Annotated in this window: 14 protein-coding genes; 1 reads left to right on the plus strand and 13 read right to left on the minus strand. The window is 65.3% G+C overall.

From position 1 onward, the window contains the following. Positions 1 to 29: 29 nt before the first annotated feature. The 7 genes from IM689_RS11610 to IM689_RS11640 all read right to left on the minus strand — a co-directional run bounded on the left by IM689_RS11610 (position 30) and on the right by IM689_RS11640 (position 8,499). Positions 30 to 1,400 (minus strand): cation:dicarboxylate symporter family transporter, encoded by a 1,371-nt coding sequence (locus tag IM689_RS11610; RefSeq protein ID WP_454519295.1) that lies wholly within the window; start codon positions 1,398 to 1,400, stop codon positions 30 to 32. Between the two features lie 123 nt (positions 1,401 to 1,523). Next, positions 1,524 to 2,657, minus strand: coding sequence for a methyltransferase domain-containing protein (locus IM689_RS11615; protein ID WP_193644114.1), 1,134 nt, complete (start codon positions 2,655 to 2,657; stop codon positions 1,524 to 1,526). An 11-nt stretch (positions 2,658 to 2,668) separates the two neighbouring features. Continuing rightward, positions 2,669 to 2,950 (minus strand): acylphosphatase, encoded by a 282-nt coding sequence (locus IM689_RS11620; protein WP_193644115.1) that lies wholly within the window; start codon positions 2,948 to 2,950, stop codon positions 2,669 to 2,671. Next, a complete protein-coding gene (locus tag IM689_RS11625) occupies positions 2,947 to 3,993 on the minus strand; it encodes a hemolysin family protein (protein ID WP_129663613.1) in 1,047 nt (348 codons plus the stop codon). Before IM689_RS11625 ends, IM689_RS11620 begins: the two co-directional genes overlap by 4 nt. Next, positions 3,990 to 5,333, minus strand: coding sequence for a hemolysin family protein (locus IM689_RS11630; protein WP_319803871.1), 1,344 nt, complete (start codon positions 5,331 to 5,333; stop codon positions 3,990 to 3,992). Before IM689_RS11630 ends, IM689_RS11625 begins: the two co-directional genes overlap by 4 nt. Positions 5,334 to 5,496: 163 nt before the next feature. Further along, positions 5,497 to 6,681 (minus strand): S1C family serine protease, encoded by a 1,185-nt coding sequence (locus IM689_RS11635; RefSeq protein ID WP_193644117.1) that lies wholly within the window; start codon positions 6,679 to 6,681, stop codon positions 5,497 to 5,499. A gap of 444 nt (positions 6,682 to 7,125) precedes the next feature. Continuing rightward, positions 7,126 to 8,499 carry a hypothetical protein gene (locus IM689_RS11640; RefSeq protein ID WP_193644118.1) on the minus strand — a complete coding sequence of 458 codons (1,374 nt, stop codon included), beginning with the start codon at positions 8,497 to 8,499 and terminating at the stop codon, positions 7,126 to 7,128. Positions 8,500 to 8,708: 209 nt separating this feature from the next. On the opposite strand from IM689_RS11640, the gene IM689_RS11645 reads away from it, so the two are divergent. Further along, on the plus strand, positions 8,709 to 8,870 hold the full coding sequence (locus IM689_RS11645; protein WP_193644119.1) for a hypothetical protein: 162 nt from the start codon (positions 8,709 to 8,711) through the stop codon (positions 8,868 to 8,870). Positions 8,871 to 8,887: 17 nt separating this feature from the next. Here the strand turns inward: IM689_RS11645 and IM689_RS11650 are convergent, their stop codons facing one another. The 6 genes from IM689_RS11650 to IM689_RS11675 all read right to left on the minus strand — a co-directional run bounded on the left by IM689_RS11650 (position 8,888) and on the right by IM689_RS11675 (position 17,250). Next, on the minus strand, positions 8,888 to 9,076 hold the full coding sequence (locus IM689_RS11650) for a hypothetical protein (protein WP_193644120.1): 189 nt from the start codon (positions 9,074 to 9,076) through the stop codon (positions 8,888 to 8,890). A gap of 85 nt (positions 9,077 to 9,161) precedes the next feature. Then, positions 9,162 to 10,961, minus strand: a complete 1,800-nt coding sequence (locus IM689_RS11655; RefSeq protein WP_193644121.1) for an SIR2 family protein — start codon at positions 10,959 to 10,961, stop codon at positions 9,162 to 9,164. A 36-nt stretch (positions 10,962 to 10,997) separates the two neighbouring features. Further along, on the minus strand, positions 10,998 to 11,921 hold the full coding sequence (locus IM689_RS11660) for a hypothetical protein (protein ID WP_193644122.1): 924 nt from the start codon (positions 11,919 to 11,921) through the stop codon (positions 10,998 to 11,000). 37 nt (positions 11,922 to 11,958) lie between these two features. After that, complete coding sequence (locus IM689_RS11665) at positions 11,959 to 12,552, minus strand: Pycsar system effector family protein (RefSeq protein ID WP_193644123.1); 594 nt, start codon at positions 12,550 to 12,552, stop codon at positions 11,959 to 11,961. A gap of 1 nt (position 12,553) precedes the next feature. Continuing rightward, on the minus strand, positions 12,554 to 15,130 hold the full coding sequence (locus tag IM689_RS11670; RefSeq protein WP_193644124.1) for a DEAD/DEAH box helicase: 2,577 nt from the start codon (positions 15,128 to 15,130) through the stop codon (positions 12,554 to 12,556). Then, entirely contained in the window at positions 15,130 to 17,250 is a 2,121-nt protein-coding gene (locus IM689_RS11675) for a site-specific DNA-methyltransferase (protein WP_193644125.1), read from the minus strand. The genes IM689_RS11670 and IM689_RS11675 overlap by 1 nt, the downstream gene beginning before the upstream one ends. Positions 17,251 to 17,323: the final 73 nt, after the last annotated feature.

Consider the following 17,323-nt stretch of genomic DNA (forward strand, 5'->3'; position numbering starts at 1 on the left):
GGGATCGCATCGAAACCGGGGAGAACCGATCAGTGACGCGCTGAAGCCTCGCTGCCGTGATCCTCCATCGTCGAGTAGTCGAACGGCTCCTTGCCGTCCAGGACGATGTTGAGGCGCTCGCGGTCGATGGACTTGGTCCACGTGCCGACGAGAACCGTGGCGACGGAGTTGCCCGCGAAGTTCGTCAGCGCGCGAGCCTCGGACATGAAGCGGTCGATACCGACGATGACGCCGACGCCGTCAACGAGTTCGGGCTTGTGCGCGTGCAGGCCGCCGGCAAGGGTCGCGAGGCCCGCACCGGTAACACCTGCGGCCCCCTTGGACGCCACGATCATGAACAGGAGCAGACCGATCTGCTCACCCATCGACATCGGCATGTTCATGGCGTCGGCAATGAAGAGTGACGCCATCGTGAGGTAGATGGCCGTGCCGTCGAGGTTGAACGAGTAGCCGGTCGGTACGACGATGCCCACCGTGGAGCGGTCGACGCCGGCGTGCTCCATCTTCGCCATGAGGTTCGGCAGGGCCGACTCGGACGACGACGTCGCGACGATGAGGAGGAACTCGCGGGCGAGGTACTTGAGCAGCTTGAAGATGTTGACGCGAGCGACGAGCCACAGCAGTGCGCCGAGGATGACGAAGATGAAGAGAGCACAGGTGACGTAGAACCCGAACATCAGCTTGAGCATTTCACCGACGGCCTTGGCTCCGGATTCTCCGACGACCGCAGCCATGGCGCCGAATGCACCGATCGGGGCGAGCCACAGAACCATCGTCAGCACGCGGAAGACGATCTTCTGCAGGTAGGTGATACCGCGCAGCACCGGCTCGGCGTCGGCGCCCATCTTCTGGATGGCGAAGCCGACGAGCAGGGCGACGAACAGGGTCTGCAGGACGCTGTCGCCGGTGAGAGGGGAGAACAGAGTTGTTGGGATGATGTCGGCGATGAACCCGAGGAGGCCGTGGTCGGACTCCGACGCCTTTTCGACGTACTTGTCAGCCGAACCGGGGGTGATCTTGAGCCCGTGTCCCGGCTGGATGATGTTGCCGACGACGAGGCCGATGGCCAGTGCGAAGGTCGACATCGTGAGGAAGTACGCGAGGGCCAGACCGCCGGCCTTACCGACGGTGGCAGCCTTCCGCACCGAGCCGATACCCAGGACGATGGTGCAGAAGATGACCGGCGAAATCATCATCTTGATGAGATCGACGAACATCTCGCCGACAGGCTTCCACTCCTTGGCCGCGTCGGGAGCGACGAGGCCGAAGGTGATGCCGCCGATCACGGCGATGATGACGGCGATGTACAGCCAGTGGCTGCGATCCTTCTTCGGCGTCGAGGTCGAAGGCGCGGAGGGTGCTGACGCGTCGCGGGCGTCAGCGGGCAAGTTCTCGGGCACTCAGGGCTCCCAGGTGTGACGTGGGTGAAAGACCCCTCAATCTATTCTTGGCGATCCCTGAATCGGCGCAGCGGTTCGGGGCGCAGGAGCTTTGTGTCCGAATGGTTATGCGGTCGGCCGCATTCAGAGGCGACGGCGCAGGAGCACGGCCACCTCGGCGTGGTGGGTGTGCGGGAACATGTCGAACAGGCGCGCGGCGGTGACATCGAAGGAGGCGAGGTGTTCCAGATCGGCCGCGAGCGTCGTCGGGTTGCAGCTCGAATAGATGACGGTGTGCGCGCCGCTGCCGTCGAGCGTACGAGCCAGGTGCTCGCCGATACCCCGTCGTGGTGGGTTGACGACGACGAGGTCGGCGGAGTCTTCCGCAGGCACGTCGAGCACGCTCGCATCACCGACCTCGAACGTGACATCCCCTGCGGTGCTTCGCTCCGACGCAGCCAGGCGCGCGCTCTCCACCGCGGTGGGTTCGATCTCGACGCCGTGCACCCTCCGGTGCTCGCCGGCGAGGTGGAGTGCGAACCCGCCGACCCCGCAGTACAGGTCGAGGACGTTGCGCGCGTGCACCGCGTCGGCCCAGGCGGCGGCCTGTCGGTACAGGTCGCCGGCGACGTCGGTGTTCGTCTGGAGGAAGCTGCGATGACGCAGGTGCAGCGTGACGTCGCCCACCGGCAGACGCAGGGTCTGCTCCGGCGTCAGTGGGATCTCGAGGTCGCCCTCGACCACGGCCTTGTGCTCGGGATGGATGTTCGCCGAGACGGCGCGCACCTGGGGGAGGCGCTCGAGGAGAGCGGGCAACGCCTCGCGTAGACGCGATACGTCGTCCTCGCTACGCAGGACGAAGCGCACCATGAGTTCGCCGTCGGTGTTCGCGGTGACGAGAACGAACTTGAGGTCACCCTCGCGCTCTGCGACGTCGTACGGCCGCAGCCGGGCATACGTGACGAAGCCTGCAAGGTCGGGCACGACGTCCCAAATGGCTGCGTCCTGAATACCGCACTCACGCAGGTCGACCCCGGTTCCATCTGCGTCCGTGATGCCGAGTGTCGGCGCTTGTAGGGTGCCGCCGACGGCGAGCTTCGCCTTGGACCGGAACCGCGTCTCGGCCGACGCCCGCGCGGGCAGCCAGACACCGTCGGGGATCCGCGTGGCCAGCGTTTCGGCGACCCGAGCCTGCTTCCGGCGAAGCTGCTCGTCGTAGGGAGTTTCGAGCAGGGTGCACGAGCGGCACACATGCCGGTCGAAGTAGACGCACTCCATCGAGGGGGCGATCAGCGCCGCACGGAGAAGTCGTCGACGGACTCGGGCGCCACATCGCGCACCTCGACGTCGTCGACACGTGCCGCGGACGGGCCGTCGTGGCACCAGTCGACGAGGCTCTCGACGGCGTCGGGATCACCTTGGGCACGCACGTGCACCGAGCCGTCGTCGAGGTTCTCCACCCAGCCGATGAGGCCCAGTTCGCGGGCTCGGTCAACCGTGTAGGCGCGGAACGAGACGCCTTGGACGTGGCCGGTGATCGTGAGGTCGACAGCGCGAGGGGAGGCGTTCATGCGTCCAACGGTACGTCGCTGGTCGCAGGCTCAGCGCGGGTGCCCACCTCCGCGGGGAACAGACCGCGCAAGGTGTCGGAGAGCGTGACGACGCCCACGAAGGAGCCTTCGCGGGTGACTTGGGCGAGGTGCTGGCGGCCTTCGCGCATTGCATGCATCGCCTTCGTCACCGGCGTGCTCTCGTCGAACGTTGCCGTGGGGTGGACGAGGTCGGCGATCGGTGCCGACGGTTCGCGCGAGACGGTGTCTCGGACGTGAACCGCACCTTCGTAATGACCGTTCGAACCGATGAGGACACGCAAGTGTCCCGCCTTCTGGGCGGTGTGCCAGACGTCCGCCGCGGTGGCGTCCTTCGAGACCGCGGTAATGGCGTGGTCGGGTCGTACGAGATCGGAAAGCGTCATCTCCCGCAGCGACAGAGCACCCCGGATGTGGCTGCTCGAGACCGGGTCGAGCGTGCCGGTCTCCGTCGAGTGCTCGACCAGTTGCTCCAGGCCCTCCGGGTCCTGGGCCGCGGCGACCTCGTCGGCCGGCTCGACGCCCATGCGGCGCAGAAGCCAGTTGGCGGCGCCGTTGAGGACGACGAGCAGCGGACGCGTGAAGAGCATGAAGCCGCGCATGGGCAGCGCGAGCAGCATCGCGGAACGCTCCGGGTGAGCAATGGCCCATGACTTCGGCATCATTTCGCCGACGACGAGGTGGATGAACGTCACGATGAACAGGGCAAGCACGAACGCGAGGACGTCGGCCACAGTGCTGGGCAGGCCGAGGTCAGCGAGGAGCGGCGTCAGTGCGTGGTGCACGGCCGGCTTCGACAGGGCACCGAGTGCCAGGGTGCACAGGGTGATGCCGAGCTGGGAGCCGGCGAGCAACAGCGTCAGGTCACCCGAACTGCGAAGAGCGGCGCGGGCGCTGCGGGAGGTGGCGGCGAGTTCTTCGAAGCGGTGGCGCTTCGCTGCGATGAGCGAGAACTCGACGGCCACGAAGAAGGCGCTGAGCGCCACGATCGCGACGCTGATGAGGATGAGGGCGGGGGTGCTCATGCGTCGTCACCTTCCGTCTCGTGGCGTGCATCGAGGGTGAGGCGCACCGTGTGCGGCACGCGGTTCTCGGTGTCGATGACCTGGATGACGAGGAAACGCTCAGGCGGCGCGTCGTCGGAGGCGTACTCGCCCGGGTCAACGGGCAGCGGAACCTCGACGGTGACGCCGTCCTCGACGAAGCCGCCGTTGTAGGCCATGGCCACGCCGCCGACGGTTTCGAAGTCGCCGGGCGGCATGAGGATGTCGAGCGAACGCTCGACCTCGTCGGTGGGCGTGCCGCCGGGGCAGATCCACGCGTCGTCGTCACCGGTCTCGTCCTCGACGATGGCCGTGAGGTCGTCGGGGTCGTGCTCGTCCTCGATCTCGCCGACGATCTCCTCGGCGAGGTCCTCGGTCGACAGCACGCCGGCGAAGCCACCGAACTCGTCGACGACGATGGCGAGGGTGCGGCGCTCGGCTCGCATGGCCGCGAGCGCCTCGGGGAGCACGGTGAACGAGGAGATGAGGAACGCGGGGCGCATGATCTCGCTGACCTCGCGCTCGTCGTTCGGCGGCAGCGTGAGCACGTCGAGGAGTTCGACGACGCCGACGACGTCGTCGTTGTCGAGCACGGGGTAGCGCGTGTGGCCGCCCTCCATGAGCTGTCGGATCTCGTGGACGGGGGTGTCGGCCTGGACGACGTCGACGCGGGCACGCGGGATCATTGCGTGACCGGCGGGGCGCTGGGGGAACTCGAGGGCGCGGTCGATCATGTCGGACAGTTCCTCGGGCAGCTCGGAGCCGCGGGACTCGCCGACGATGTGCTTGAGGTCGCGCAGGGTCGCCGAGTGCTCGACGTCGTGCACGGGCTCGATGCGCAGGAGCTTGAGCAGAGCCTCGGACGCGCGGTCGAAGAGCCAGATGAGCGGCTTGAAGACGCGCAGATACGCGAGCGTCGAACCGGCGAGGCGGTCGGAGACCTGCTCCGGGCGTGCGATGGCGTAGTTCTTGGGGAACAACTCGCCGAGCACCATCTGGATGATGGTCGACAACAGGAGCGCGACGACGGCACCGACGACGGCGGCGAACGCCTTCGAGATGCCGGCTGCCGAACCCATGTCGCGGATCGCGCCACCGATGAGCGGTTCGGCGACGTAACCGACGACAAGACCGGTGACGGTGATGCCGAGCTGAGCACCGCTCAACATGAACGAGGTGCTGCGGGTGACCTGGAGCGTCTTGGCGGCTTTGTCGTCGCCGCCCTTGGCTCGTGCTGCGGTGCGGGAACGGTCGACGGCCATGAACGCGAATTCCTGGGCCACGAACCAGCCGGTGAACGCGGTGATGATCAGAACGATCACAATGCCGGCGAGAAGGGAAAGGGCTGGGCCCATGATGATCGAGAATGCCTCACGGTGGGGGAACGGTCGATGGCACAACGGTACTGGATCGACGGGGGTTCCCATGCCTCGCTGCTGAGCGCGGGGTCACCGTCGAAACGGCCCGCCTGCTTCTCCCGGGCCCTCAGTTCGTCGTCGCCTTCTGCAACGTGACGGTTGCCGTGCGGGTCGCGCCGGAGGTGTCGGTCCACGTCACCTTCATGGAGTCGCCGGGGTAGTGGCCGTCCATGACATCGGCCAGATCGCCGGTGTCGTAGATGGTCGTACCGTCCAAGGCGGTGATGACGTCGCCGGCCGCCAGGCCCGTGGTTGCCATCGCCGACCCACTTTGGACGTTCTGAACCGTGACCCCGCTCGACCCGCCATAGGGCGCCATCCCGCCGCGGCTCGAGCTGCTCGGCACGACGGCGATACCCAGAGCGGCACGGTGACCGATGTGGTTCGTCGATGTCTTCGTTCCGGCCAGGATGGTGTCGGCCAGCGACTTCGCCTGGGTGATCGGAATCGCGTAGCCCTCCGCGCTGCGCGCGTCCGCGTTGCCGTAGGCGGTGAGGGAGTTGCTGGAGGCAGCGGCGGTGTCGATGCCAATGACTTCGCCGTCCGCGTCGAAGAGCGGGCCACCCGAATAGCCGCCGACGATGGGTGCGCTCGTCTGGATGAGGTCGGTCAGTTCCTCGGAGGAGTCGAGCGCCGTCGAATCGCTCGCCGTGATCGAGCGGTCGGTGGCGGTGACGAGTCCGCTCGCGGCGTACAGCACGCCCTCGCCACCGCCCTGGCCGACGGCGAGTACCTTCTCGGAGACCTTCACGCCGTCGGTGTCGAGTCGGACGGTGGCCAGGTTGCTTGCGCCCTTGAGCTTGAGCACGGCGATGTCGTGTGACTCGTCATGTCCGACCACCTCGGCTGTGTACTTATGCCCGCCGGGCACCGTGACGCGGATCTGGGTGGAGCCCTCCACGACGTGGTAGTTCGTCAGGACGGTCCCGTCAGAGCGCAGCACCATGCCGCTGCCGGCGCCTTCGCCGTTCGTCGTCACGGTGTCGATCATGACGACGCCTCGCTGCTGGGCCTCGGTAGCGGTCGTGGACGTGCCGCTCGTCGAGCTGGCGCTCGTACCGGACGCTCCGTCGTCGCCGTTCCAGCCGTTGCCAGCGCTGGAGCTGTCGGGAAGGAAGCTCGTTCCCGACGAGCCCGCGATGCGCGTCACCGGCAGGAGATCACCGAGGTTGTCGTGCGCCACGACGGCGGCCGGGGCGGCAAGCGCTGCCGTGGTGAGTGCGGTGATGCCGACGATCGTGGTGGTGCGCATGGGGTGCTCCTCGGAACGTGCCTGGGGTGATGGTGACCAGACAACCGGGGGTAGCCATGGCGTACCTGGCTCGTTCCTGTGCCTCAGCTATGTTCGCGCCCGCATGCGCAATGGAACACGTGAGCGCCCCTCACCACCGTGGGAATCGGTCGTGAGGGGCGCCCACCCGTGACAGGTAGCGCCCGGGTTGCTCGGTTTTGACGCCGAATGCTGACGGCCCGGGATCGACAGCATGAACGTGAGGCGCGCGTTCTGACGCGCGCCTCACGCTCGTGTGTGGGTGTGGCGGTGCAGGTGGGTGTCCGATCCCATGAGAGATGGACAGGCAGACCACGGTTGTGGCCATGTTTTGCGGTACAGCAACACGGCAAGTTGTTCGTGAAATCTGGCCAATCCAGAAAAACTCCGAACAGCGCCGCCACCAAGGTGCGTGGGGTCTGGAGCCTACGCCTTGGAGGCGGACTTCTTGGGCCTCGCGTCAACGAAGACAGGGACGATTCGTGTCTTGCCCTGCTCCGAGACGGCTTTGCAAGCGCTGGTCACCAGGGCCAGGCGTTCGTCCTCGAAGTCACGGTCTCGGTAGCCGATGCACAGGTAGATGCCGAACTCGGCCTTCTCGCCCTTCAGGTAGATGGGGAGTTGTGTCTCGGCTCCATGGGCGAACTGGGTGCTGGAGACGTGCTTGACCTCGATGAGGCCCCGGACCTGCCACCCTCGGGTGAACTTGAAGTCCACCGGACCACGCCCGCAGTCGGCCTCCCGGGAGATGTCGATGTCGCGGGCTCGGCAGTGCTCGATCCACGTCGCCCGGGCGATGACCTGCGCGATCTTCTCTGGGCGATGCGCCCGCAGGGTGTCGTCCCAGAGCGCCCGCCAAAGGCCGTTGTCCTCGACCGCACCCTTGAACGTCTGAGCCAGATCGTGCAGCCACGGCTCAAACTCCGCCTGATCCCGTGGTGCCATCGGTGCCTGACTAGCCTTAGCGATCTCCCGGCCTGCTTCTTCCCAACGGACGATGCCTTTGGGATCGTTGTCCACGTCGTAGGCGCTGGCGTCGGCGGTGGCCTCGTCCACGTAGTTCTCCAACAGATCGACCGCACGGTGGGCCAACTCGCGTCCTCGCCGTGCCTTCTCGCGCCGGTCCAAGGACTCTGCGAGGTCGTAGTTCAGGTCGAAGCGCAGCGTCTCGTTCTCGTTCTTCTCCGCCCAGGACCAGAAACCATCGGGGGTCACCCGTGGGATGTCCTTCAGGAACTGCTGTGGGGTGAGCAGGACGCCGCCTCTGAAGACCGGGCTGACTGGCAACGAGACCGTGGAGGAACGCCAGCGGAAGCCCTGCGCCGTCCATGACGTGTTGGGCACCGTTACGGACTCCATCGGGACGCCGAGAGACTGGCAGACCTCCTGCGTGTAGGTGATGAAGCGACCCTTCAAGATGTTGCACACCATGTCGCTGATTCGGTCCACTCCGAGGCCGACCACGATGACGGCCATCATGGCGAGGAGCCGGTCGTTGGAGCCTCGCCCACGCCCTCGGAAGAACTCCAGTTCCTCGCACATTTCGCGGGCAAGTTCTGGGCCGATGCCTGCACCCTCTGGGTGGCCCATCGAGAGGCCGAGGCCGAACTCCTTGGGCTCAGGGAACTGGAGGAAGCGCTCTGCCTTCTGCCAGTGTCTCGACTCTCGTTGTCCGTCCGCCCTCTCCAGCAGTTCCAGAGCGGCTTCGAAAAAGTCGATGATCTCGTCGTGTCCAGCGTTCCAGAACGGCTCGGGGTCATCGAAGAGCAGGAAGGGGTCCACGTAGAGCGGGCTGTCCATCTCCGTGTTGAGATCGAACCAGTCGGCGTCGGAGGGACGCTCGACCTCGTGTTGCTCCGTGAACCGCATGGTCTATTGTCCCCGCCCGGCGTGGACGCTCGTGAACCGACTCGCCGCCAGAGAACCCCAGAGCCCATGGCCGAAGGTGCAAGAGGGCGATCAGCAAACATGACTGCGGAAGTCGGTCCACCTGGCTACAGTCCAGGCGCATGAGAGCGACCAACCAGCAGGCCCTGATCTCCACCGTCTTCGAGGCAGCCGAGCGCGCGACGGACAGGCTCACCCACCTCGTGCCCGACCTCGACCGTGACCGCGCTGAGTACGCCGTCGCGAGCGTGCTCCTGGATGAGGCGTGGGTCTCGCAGAGGTAGCACGGCAGCGGGGGCGCTCAGGCGCGTGGAGCCGCTCCAACGTCCGCGAAGCCCTCGAAAGTCCGGAGGTCCCGCTTGGGCTCGGGAAGGCCGTCACGGCGGCGCTGGGCCTCCTTGCGGCGATCCTCTCGTTCTTCGGCCTCGAAGACCTTGGCGAGTGCCTCCAGATCGGTCTGGAGGGTGTCCTTGGGGTTCTGCTGGGTCATGACCATCCCTCCTGGGTGGGGGCTTGTGCGACTGGGTGCTATCGAGCGTAGACACACAGGTGTCCGATTCAGGTCATGCCCTACTTCAACGCAGGTTGTGGTACTTGAAGTGTGCGAGTTTCTCCCGATGCGCTACCAGTCGTTGGTCCTGCTCGCTCTCTCCACCGAGGAAGTCGATCCATGGCCACTCTGTGGCGAGTTCGCCTGCTTCGCGGAATGCGATCTCTGCCAAGGGCACATCTTGTTGCTGCCATGACCAGGCTGTCTCTCCGACGTACTCGCCCTGCATAGGGCCGTAGAGGTGATCGGAGCCCTCAGCGGTGACGGCGTAAATGAGACTCATCCGGTACTCGTAGCCGTGGAAGGTCTCTGCGTACTGCTCATCATCGGGGATGAGGTCACGGAACACATCGCGCGTGTCCTGCTTCAAGAGACGGCTGATGGGGTAGGTCCATCGTCCCCCTCCCCAGCGTGGCAAGAGGTTCACGTCGTCTGCGTCGAGAACTCGCCACGGGTGCACGATCTGTGCCGCAGGCAAGCGAAGGCGGACGCCGTGGTCAAGTGTTCCGATTACCTGCGTGGCCAGTTTGATGACGAGTCCGTCGCGGCGGCGATACGTCGCAGCGGTCCCGAGCGCGGCTTGGACAAGCAGGGCTGGGTACAGCCTCGCTCTCTCCAGATGCGCTTGGGTGGGGACACCCAAGCGGCGGACCGAGCCCACGTCCACCAGCCTCTGGAACACATCCATCCAGAGACGGTCGTGAACGCCGTCGTCGTGCCGTACGCCTTCCACAAGGAGTGTCCGCAGAAGGTGCGACCTTTCCCGGTGCCCGTCGAGCACATGCTGGAGAGAGGTGCCCCTGTCACCCGGCAAGGACAGAGCCTGGTCGATGACGCCCTGGGCCACGTCCTCTGTAGCGTTGACCACGAGGTCGTGCAGGTCGATCCGTCGCACGGGATTGGGCAGATAGCGCTTCAGGCGTGCGACGGCCATCGCCGTTGTGAGTGGAGGAACTACCAGCCGCTCCAGCGCCTCGATGTTGGAGGCGATCGCGGTGAACAGTTCATCCGCCCCCGCTGCCGGGATGACGGTTCCCCGACGCCCGGCCAGCAACCGCTGGGCTGTGCCCCCCCTGCTGCTCCGGCCATCCCAATAGAGCGGGTAGCGCCGATTGGGGGAAGCCTCCATCAGGGCCACCAGTGCGGTGTCCCAGTCCGCCGACCACCCCGAGATCAGGAGCCCGTAGTCGTCCAGTACACGCTCGATCAGCCGGTTCCACTGCTCGGGATAGGAGGCTAGTTCATCAGGCGTGTTGAGCGAACCCAAGTCCTTGTAGTCGCCATGGAGTTTGATGACCGTGGCGGTGGCGTGCGCCAGCGGCTCCATGCCTGCAACTGCCTCCGGGCGGGCGATGACCTGCGGTGCGACCCCCTCGGCCTCCAGCGCCTGCTCCATGAGCCGGTCGAAGTTCGTAGTGATGACGACCTTGATGTAGCCCTTCTTCACGAGTTGGGCGATGGCTTGGTGCGCCTTGCTCGGGGTCTTCACCCCCTCCTCACGCTCCTCGTCCGTGGGCTCGAAGTACCCAGCGAGGAGCCCTTGGCGCGCGGCAGCGGTTGGGGCTAAAGACTCCAGGAGCGAGGAGTAGCCCAAGTCTTCCCCATGGTGCTCTCGCCACCATGTCTCGGGGTGGGACCCGGCCTGCTCGGCAGACTCCGCGTCCTCCTGGGCGGCCACCTTGCGGACGAGATCGGTCACCACGCCCCAGCCCGTGGGCATCCCAGCCCCAGTTGACATCCCCGAGCCGAGCAGCAGTGCATAGACCCCCGCCTGAGCGTGCATTGAGGTGGCCAGCATCGCGCTGGGTGATAGAGGGGCAGCCATGATTCTCCTTCGGGTAAGGGGCTGAGGGGCGAGGAATCAGCGCAGGCTTCGCAACGCGGTGCGTCGCTGGGCATCGCGCTCACGCTTGGCAGCGAGGGCCTCTTGCATGCGCATCTTCTGTATCGCGCCCCGAACGTGGGTGGGGATGTCGCGCTGGGTTTCCCCCGCTCGTATGGCGTCGCAGAACTCCGGACCGCACTTCTCGCACCAACCCGATTTGAGAACAACGGCAGCCTGGTCGTCCTGTGGGAGACGGTCAACAGTCGTATCCGTCCAAAGGTTCGCAGTAGGACCTTCGTTGCAGTCACAACTGAAGGCGATGTAGTCGTTGTTCTTGAACTTCTCCCACACCTGTTGGGTAACAATCATCTCGTGTCGCTCAGCAGCCTGCGCACACTTCGCTGCGTAGTTGACCGGCCTGCCCGCCCAGACAGCCTCCTGTTCTGAGACGTTCCGCCGCGTCCCGATCTTCTTGACGAGGGTGCGTGCAGCGTGGATACCCACCTTGTAGCCAGTCTCCGGGGCGTCTGGCCACCGCTTCTCCAGTCGTGCCACCAGGTCTTCGCTGAACGTCTTGATCGTGACCCCTGCGCACAGTGCTCGCTCGTAGGCCCGGTCGCCCCAGAAGAGGCCGAATCCGCCGTCGCCTTGGATGTCGATGAAGTTCGCCTCGAAGTCGTGGAAGATGCGCACCGCACCCTCGACGCTGCTCTTGTAGATGCGGGCGGTCGACTTGTCGTGCTTGCCGGTACCGAGGTGGGTAGACCCCTTCAGGTCACAGACCACGGCCACAACCTCAGGAAGTTTGATCCACGTGTCGCTGGACGAGGAAGGGATGTCCTGGGCCTTGAAGGTGCCGTCCTTCTCCACCACAGGGATGTCGGAGTTGTTCAGGACTGTGTTCACCTCTTCGCCCAGTGCGTCGAGGAGGGAGGTCAGGAAGGCGGGTTCATCGCTCATATGAACAAGGCTACGGAGCCGGTCTGACACTCTTGGGCTACCAGCACAGCGCCTGGCCTACGACTACCGCCACCGTGCCCAGCAGAGACAGGAATCCGAGAAAGTTGGCGCGGTTGGCCCACGTGTATTTGCGGACGGCTACGCCAGAGTTCGCCACGATCTGACGCGCAAGGTGCTCGGTGACCGTGTTCGGATCAGCCAGTGCGCCCCTGAGGTGTGCCGCGTACTGGTCGGGCTGGCCCGCAAAGTGCCGATGAACGTCGCCGTAGTAGAGCGGGTTCAACTTGGTCTGGTCGGGCTCGTGGGCGAACTGGGGCAGGAGACCCAGCGTGGCTGCGCCAGCGGCGAGAAGGAGAAGCAGTCCCGTCAGTCCTTCGATCCAGAGCATGGCTAGCGAAGGGCTCCCAGCCTCGATCACGAGCGTGATGAGTCCGGCTGCCAGCACCCCAAGGAAGGCGAGCACCACACCGAGTTTGGTTTCGGCGTGCTTCACCCACTCGTTGACGTTGGTCAGGACATCCCAAGCCTCTGTGACTGTCGCTGCATCAGGGTCGCTGGCGGACGCGCCGGACGGAGTGCTTGTGGGTGCAGGAGAGGTCCAGATGCGCCTGAGCCAGTCAAGGAGGGCCATCTCAGTAGTCGCTCGTGATGTCGGACTCGTAGAGTCCCTTGGCGCTCTTGGCGTCCCGGATGGCCTGTCGGACGTGGTGCTTGGTCAGGTCGAGGACCTTCATGGTGCCTCCGGTCTCGGCCACGGACTCGATGCGGCGGAACTCGCCCTGGTACTTCTCCGCGAACGCCGCCAGCCCTCGCAACTTCGGCAGGGCGTCGGAGAGGTGGTGGCCGTGAGGGTCCACCAGATCAGCCACTACGGCACCCGTGTGGTCGGTGCCGAAGAAGATGAAGTCGGGACGGACTGCCTTCCAGGTGCCGGAGTCCTCCTTGTAGGCGATGGCCAAGGACTCCTTCGTGGCCCGGGCGGGGTTGCGGTACCAACCCTTGAAGCCGGGCTGCCTGGCCTCGGAGTCGAGGACCTTCCGCTCCCACTCGTTGAGCGTGATCGGGTAGGTGCCGTCCTCGGCTGCCATGAGGTGCATGAGCCGGGTCTCCAGCGGGCTCTCGGTCCCGTCCTTCTCGCGCACCATCGTCTCGGCCTGGGCTGCCTTGGGGACGGTGAGGGAGATGCGTTCAGGTTGGGTGGACATGCCTTCCAGCCGGTCGTACTCCGCCTGCCGCTCGTCCGAGAGTCCCTTGCGGGCGACGCGGGTCTGGTTGAGCCACGTCCTCGCGAGGTCGTCGGCCTCGTCCTCGACGGCCTGCGCGATTTCAGGCACCCGGCCCAGAGCGGCGACGGTGATGTTGGCCTCCAGGAGGTCGTCGTCGTCGCCGTCCGGGCCGACCAGGTGGTTGACGTAGGAGGAGCACAGGGCGGGGCTCAGGACGCGCGCTGCGGCGCGGTAGGAGTCCTCGATGGCACGCGGGTCCGCCGACTCCTGGAACGACTTGTACGAAAATCCGCCGCCGATCCGGCCTCGGGCCTCCTCACCGCTCATCGTGAGCACGTCCTCGCGGGCCTGGGCGACCTTCTCCTTGTGCTGCACCGCCCGACCGTCCAGTACGGCGTGGAGGTGCTTGTGCGCCTTCTCGACGGCTTCCTCGACCAGGTTGTCCTTGGACAGCGCCGTGGCGAGCGCGGTGAGTCTGCGGATGGGCTTGACGCCCTTCTTCGGGATCGTCACCGAGGGCAGCGCTGCGAACGTCTCCCACACCTCCTGGCGCACCTTCGGGTTTGGGTGAAGGTCCACCGGGTCGAACAGTACCCGGCGTCCCTCGCCGCCTCCGGTGTCGTTGTCCTCCTCGTCCTTGGAGGTCGCGCCCTTCATCAGCATCTCGGCCACGCCTGTGGCGGTCTTGCGGTCGAAGAACGGCAGCAGGCAGTCCACCGAGTTCAGCAACTCGTTGCCCGGGATACGCCGAGCCAGGGGAGTGCGGATCATCCGGCCCAGCAACTGGGTGATGTGTGTCCGGTCCTTGGCCGGGCGCATCGAGACCAGCACCTCGGCCCTCGGGCAGTCCCAGCCCGTGGAGATCGCAGACTTGGCCAGCAGCACGCGGACGTGCTTGGCGTCCTGCACCCGTTGGGGCTCGATGTAGGGCACGCCCTGCTGGCCGACCAAGAGGTCCTGGTGCTCCCCGAAGACGTTCGCCACGGCGTCAGGTCCGAGTTCGGGCCAGGCGTCGTAGATCGTGTCCAGCGTCCGCACCAAGGTCTCTTGGGTGGGCTTGTCGACCACCTGGACGACCAGCAGCGGGATGACCGGATCAGCCTCCTCCTGCTCGTCCGCGTAGGCCAACCACGCCGCTGTCGAGGCCCGGACCTTCTCCACCGCCCGGCGCAGCAGCACCGTATCGAAGACCCCTTGCTCGGTGGGGATGGAGAGCACGATGTCGTCCTTCAACAAGCCCGATGCCTGCACGAGTCCGGAGTCGACCTCCACCGAAGGCAGGGCTGTTCGACCCTTCGCGTCCTTCATCGCCGCCTCGAACCGCTCCACTGTGGCCGAGATACCGAAGACGACCGGCATCGGCGGGACCGCGCCGTGGCCGTTGATCAGCCGCTGGACGATGGTGGAGCGGTCTTTGCTCGTAGTGCCCATGCCTCGGTGGGCCTCATCCAGGACGAAGTAGAGCGTTAGGTCCTTGTTCTCGACGGTGTTCGTGATCACGTCGTAGATCGAGGACTGCATCTCGTCGGGACGGGGTTGGAAGAGACGCTCCTGTCCCAGGGCGCCACTGGCCTCACCACGTACCAGTCGCGAGTTCTTGGACAACTTCTGCGTGTTGAGGAAGTACACGTGCCCCGGGCGTAGCGAGGGTTCGGAGAACGTCGTCTCGATGACCCGCAGGCGCGAGTCCAACTCGCTCGCCGCCTCCTGCAAACGCGCCCGCGACTGCTCGTTGAGCGAAGGGTCGTCGGAGAACCACAGCACGACCGCGCCGGGATCGGCCTCGAAGTCGAACTCGTCGTTGCCGAAGAAAAGCGCCTCGATCACCGCAGCAGCCATGACCGTCTTGCCGGCACCGGTCGTCGCCGTCAGGGAGAACTGCGACAGTGACCCGTAGCGGTGGTACATGTCGCGGGCCTGGTCCAGGTTCCGCAGTACGTCCCGGACGGCCTCGCCTTGGTAGTCCTTCAGCGAGTAGCGCATCAGCGACCACCCCTCAACTGGAAGTTCTGCAAGTACGACTCGTACAGCCGCACCGGGAGCACCGAACTGGGCAGGTCACGGCACACCATCTGGAAGGCCGAATCGTCGTCCGTGACGATGAATGCCATCTTCACAGACTCCGCCTCAGCCACCCGGGCCACGAAGTCCCCGGCCTGATCCAGGTTCTCCAGCACGCCATAGGTCTCGGCCACGTCCCAACCGTCCTCACCCAGGTCCGTGATGACCCGGCCCTGCGACCCGGCCTTCATCCACAACATCGGAGCGATCCGCTCGAACGCCCGGTTGTGCCGGACCGAGAGCGGTGCCTCGTAGGTCAGGGTGAAGAACGCCGCACTCTCCTCGAAGCCATCACTCATGGGGAACTCGTCTGTGAACTTGTAGTCACCCTTGATCGGCTCGCCCTGGGGCGTCCGGCCAGTGATCGCAGCCGTCACCCGAGGCTTGGTGATGTAGTCGCAGATGCCCTGCGACTCCCAGTCATCGTCCCCGGGACGCAGCCCACGCTTACGCAGCCCGCGCTGCTCCTCGGCACTGACCTCGTTGTTCGTCACCGAGATGCACTGGCGACGACCACCATCCTGCTTGTTCAGCCGCATGACGGCATGGGCCGTGGTCCCCGAGCCAGAGAAGAAGTCAAGAACCACCGCGTGGGGCTTGTTGACGACGAACAGCCGTAGGACATCTTCAACCGCATATAGCGATTTGGGGTACGGGAACCGTCTCTTGGGAAGAACGTCGTTGAGCATGCGACTTCCATGCCAACCTGCATCGTGCGCAGGGGAGTTCCACACTGTCTTGGGTAGCACCCGCTCCCGAGTGGCTCCAGCCAGAACAACCTCACCGCTAGGACCACGGCCTGAGACCTGAATATCCCCCGATTCGATGGCGCGCACACCCCCCTCATTAATGAAAAGAACCGGCCAGAGGCCCTTCTTATTCAATGGCCCTACACGGATGTACCCTCTCCCGACATTGCGTCGGGCGATGTCTACGCCCGTCCGCCAACGTGCCTCCGTTCCATCCTCCCGCAGGGGCCAAACTGCGATCAGCCCCTCGGGGGCCTGATACTCGTCCCGGGGGGTGGACAATGGCAGCGGGTCACCAACTTGGCGAATAGCACGGGACCTCGGCTCGATTAGCAACGGGTAGAAGAGATTCGGCGAATCTGACCGCAGCGACCCCGCCCCGTTGCGACGGAACTGGAACCACATCTGACGCGGCTTCTCTGCGGAAACGGCACCGAGGAGGTCTGTCTGGACTTCACTCGCCCTGGCGGAACCTAGGAAGACCAAGTAGATGTATTCGTCAACCCGAGACAGCGTGCCATCCCTGGCGACGCCCCGTTGCGAGATCACAGTAGTGACCATCTGAATCCGCGCCTCGGGGAAGGTCTGGTCCAGTAGCATCCCGAGCCGGAGGTACTCCTTCTCGTCAATGGTGACGATGAGAACAGAGTCCTCCGGGTTCAGCAAGTCTCGGGCGACCTCCAGCCGTCGCTCCATGAACGCCAACCACTTCGAGTGCCTGTAATCGTCGTCTCCCTCGACGTAGTTGTTGTTGTACTTCCAGTCCTTCGCACCCGTGTTGTACGGAGGGTCGATGTAGATGGCGTCGACCTTGCCCCGATGGGTGTAGGTGAGCATCTCCAGGGCGTGGTAGTTCTCTGCGTTGATGACGGTGTGGAACGGCTTGTCACCCCCGCGCTCTACTCGTCCGGTCTCCACGAGCCCCGGGTAGATGCGGTCGTTGAACTCCGCGACCACCACGAGGTCGTCCGTGATGACGACCTGGGTCTCTGGCTGCTCGGCGTCCAGTTCGATCAGGTGCGCGACTCGGCTCCCATCCACGCGCTCGATCTGCTCCACCCGCCACAGCCGCTGGTCGCCCTGCTTGACCTCCCCCCGGGGAGGCAGCACCCGCACCTTGTCGCCCCGACGCACGTCACACCCGGGCAACTCAACGGCCTCTGGCTGGTGCTGCTCGAAGACCAGCCCGAACGTCCGCCGCTTCATCAGGGCGGCGAACTCCTTCTCCAGGTCGTCACCGAGTTGCTTGTCGGCCTTCCGTGCCTGCCTCAGTAGTTCAGTCAGTCGCGACACTCGCTACGTCTCCTTCAAGGTATGCGAGTGCTCGAACTCGCTCTTTGTCATCGTAGGCAGCGGCACCGACAGA

Source organism: Dermacoccus barathri, assembly GCF_015070805.1.
GTDB classification, from domain to species: domain Bacteria; phylum Actinomycetota; class Actinomycetes; order Actinomycetales; family Dermatophilaceae; genus Dermacoccus; species Dermacoccus abyssi.